Below are 3,687 nucleotides of genomic sequence, written 5' to 3'. Positions count from 1 at the left end.
GGTAGACGGTGCGCAGGCTCTCGTGCCGGCCGAGCACGTCGTGCAGCGCCGCCCCGAGCGCGGCGACCGACAGGTGCCCGCTCAGCCGGATCCCGAGCGGAATGTTGTAGGCCGCCGAGGCGGTGTCGAACTGGTTGATGAACCACATGCGCTGCTGCGCCGGGGACAGCGGGATGCGGGCCGGGCGCGGCTGCGGCACCAGCGCCCCGACGGCCGGGGCGGCGCCGATGTCGGCCAGGTGCGCGGCCAGGGCCCGCACGGTCGGGTTCTCGAACAGGGCGCGCACCGGGATGTCGGTGCCGAGGGTGGCGCCGAGGCGCGCGACCGCGCGGGTCGCGATCAGCGAGTTGCCGCCGATGTCGAAGAAGCTGTCGGTCACCGAGATCCGGTCGGTGCCGAGCACCCCGGCCAGTTCCGCGGCGACGATCGTCTCCAGGTCGGTGGCCGGCGCCTGGTAGGAGCCGTCGGTCGCGGTCAGGTCCGGCACCGGCAGGGCGCGGCGGTCGAGCTTGCCGACCGGGGTCAGCGGCAGCTCGTCCAGGGCGACCACCCCGGCGGGCACCATGTGCGCGGGCAACAGTTCCGCCACATGGGTTTTCAGGGTGTCGGCGTCGACGGTGCGGCCGGGTTCGGGCAGCACGTAGGCGACCAGGACGGTGTCGCCGGACGCGGCGGTGTGCCCGAGGGTCACCGCGAAGGACACATCCGGGTGGGCGGTCAGCGCCGCGTCGATCTCGCCGAGTTCGATGCGGAACCCGCGGACCTTCACCTGGAAGTCGGAGCGGCCCACGTACTCCAGTTCCCGCGCCGCGGTCCAGCGGGCGATGTCGCCGGTGCGGTACATCCGCTCACCCGGCTGCCCGTAGGGGTCGGCGACGAACCGGGCGGCGGTCAGGTCCGGGCGGGTGTGATAGCCGCGGGCCAGGCCCAACCCGGCCAGATACAGCTCGCCGGGCACCCCGAGCGGCACCGGGCGCAGCGCCCGGTCGAGGATCACCGCGTGCACCCCGGGCAGCGGGCCGCCGAGGGTGAGGGGGCTGTCGACGCTCATCGGGTCGCTGATCGCCGCCATGATCGTCGTCTCGGTCGGCCCGTACGCGTTGACCAGCCGCCGGCCCGGCGCCCACGCGTCGCGCAGCTCGGGCTGCCAGGCCTCGCCGCCGACGGCGAGATCGACGAAGTCGGGGATGTCGGCGGGCCGCAGCGACGCCAGCGCCGCCGGGGTGATGAACCCGTGGGTGACCTGCTGCTCGCGCAGCACCCGGGCCAGTTCGTCGCCGCCGTACACGGTCGGGGGCACCACCACCAGGGTGGCGCCGGACCCGAACGCGCCCAGGTACTCGAAGATCGACGCGTCGAAGCTCGGCGACGAGAAGTGCATGACCCGCGAGCCCGGGCCGGTCGCGAAGCGGCGCCGCTGGTCGATCGCGAAGTTCTCCAGGCTGCGGTGGGTGGTCACCACGCCCTTGGGTCGGCCGGTGGAGCCGGAGGTGTAGATCAGGTAGGCGGGATGGTCGAGCCGCAGCGTCGCCGGCCGGTCGGCGTCGGTGACCGGGTCGGCGGGGGCGGTGGCGATCCGCGCGGCGAGCGCGGGATCGTCGAGCATCAGCCACGGCACCGCCTCGGGCAGCCGGTCGCGGTGCGCGGTGGTGGTCACCCCGACGGTGGCGCCGCAGTCGTCGAGCACGAACGCGATGCGCTCCGGCGGATAGTTCGGGTCGACCGGCACGAACGCCGCGCCCGTCTTGGTGATCGCCCACATCGCGGCCACCGACTCGAGGGACCGGGCGATGCCCAGGGCCACGAACGTTTCCGGGCCCACCCCGTGATCGAGCAGCACCCGCGCGGCGCGGGTCGACCATTCGTCGAGGTCCCGGTAGGTCAGCTGCCGGTCCCCGGCGGTGACCGCGATCGCGTCCGGGTGCGCCGCCGCGGTCGCGGCGAACAACTCCGGCAGGGTGCGGGTGGTGCCGCCGGCGGGGCCGCGGACCGGGGCCAGCGCGGCGTGTTCGGCGGCGGTGAGCACCCGCACCGCCGCGACCCGGGTGTCCGGATCGCCGGCGAGGATCTCGAGGACCCGTTCGATGCGGTGCGCGATGGTGGTGACCGCGTCCCGGTCGAACAGTTCCGGCAGGTACTTCATCTTCAGGTGCAGCGTCGCGTCGCTGTGCGCGACGATGCTCAGCGGATAATGCGCCGCGTCGTGGCCGGTGATGCCGGCGACCCGCATCCCGGCGATGTCGGTGTCGGAGGTCAGCCCGGCGGAGTCGACCGGGTAGGACTCGAACACCGTCAGCGTGTCGAAGCGGGCGGCGGCCCCGACCCGCTGCTCGAGGGTGCTCAGCCGCACGTGGTGGTGGTCGAACAGGGCGGCCTGCTCGGCCTGCACCCGGTCCAGCAGCGCCCCGATCGTCTCGCCCGGCGCCGCGGTGATGCGCACCGGCACCGTGTTGATGAACAGCCCCACCATCGTTTCGACGCCGGGCACCTGCGGGGGCCGGCCGGAGACGGTCGCGCCGAACACCACGTCGGTGCGGCCGGTCAACGCGCCGAGCACCAGACCCCACGCGGTCTGCACCAGGGTGTTGAGGGTGATGCCGCGGCGCGCGGCGACCGTCTCGAGCCGGTCCGACAGGTCCGCGGTCAGGTCGACGAGCAGGTCCTCGGAGACGGCGTCGGTGGCGCCGGTGCGGTGCTCGGGGGCCAGCAGCGTCGCGTCCTCCACCCCGGCCAGGGCCCGGGTCCAGGCCTCGAGCGAGCCCTCGACGTCGCGGCCGGCGAGCCAGGCGAGGTAGTCGCCGTAGCTGTGCGGCCGGTCCAGCGCGGTGGTGTCGCCGGCGGTGGCGTACAGCACCAGCAGCTCCCGCACCAGCAGCGGGGTGGACCAGCCGTCGAGCAGGATGTGGTGATTCGTCAACGCCAGCCGGTACCGGTCGGCGCCGGTGCGGATCACGGTGCCGCGCAGCAGCGGCGCAGTGGCGGTGTCGAAGCGGGTGCGCCGGTCGGTGGCGAGGATCCGGTCGGCGTCGCCGTCGGGATCGTCGTGCCCGGACACGTCCAGCACCGTCCACGGCAGCTCGACGTGCGCCGGGATCACCTGCACGAACCCGCCGGTGCCGTCGCCGGTGAACGCGGCCCGCAGATTCGGGTGCCGCTCGAGCAGCCGGGTGGCGGCGCGGCGCAACCGGTCCGGGTCGACGGCGCCGCGCAACTCGAAGCACAGTTGCACCATGTACGCGTCGGCGGCGGCCTCGGGGCCCTGCCCGGCGAGCAGCGCGTGGAACAGCAGCCCGGTCTGCAGCGGCGCCGGCGGCCACACCGTCTCGAGCGGGCCGTAGCGCCGCTCGAGCCGTTCGACGGTGTCCTGGTCCAGCCGCACCAGCGGCAGATCCGACGGGGTCAGCCCGCCGGCGTGCGGGTCGCGCACATGATCGGCCAGCGCGGTCGCCGCCCGGGTCCACGCCACGGTCAGGGCGGTGACGGTCGCGGTGTCGAGCAGCCCGGCCGGGAACGACCAGTGGGCGCGCAGCACCGGGCCGTCGGGGGTGTCGACGGTGACCGCGTTGATGTCCACGACGGCGGGGGCGGGCATGTCCGGGCTCTGCGCCCCGGCACGATCGAAGCCGGTGACCGGCAGCCACGGGGCGTCGCCGCCGGTGTCGACGCCGGCGGTGACCCGGCCCAGGT

General features: G+C 74.5%; 1 protein-coding gene. It reads right to left on the bottom strand.

The window, feature by feature from the left end:
* The coding region (locus tag M1M07_RS32035) for an amino acid adenylation domain-containing protein (protein WP_248676738.1) at positions 1 to 3,687 on the bottom strand (3,687 nt) is incomplete at both ends.

The organism is Rhodococcus sp. HM1, assembly GCF_023218075.1.
Taxonomy (GTDB): Bacteria; Actinomycetota; Actinomycetes; order Mycobacteriales; family Mycobacteriaceae; genus Rhodococcus.
This window is presented reverse-complemented; position numbering and strand designations above follow the sequence as displayed.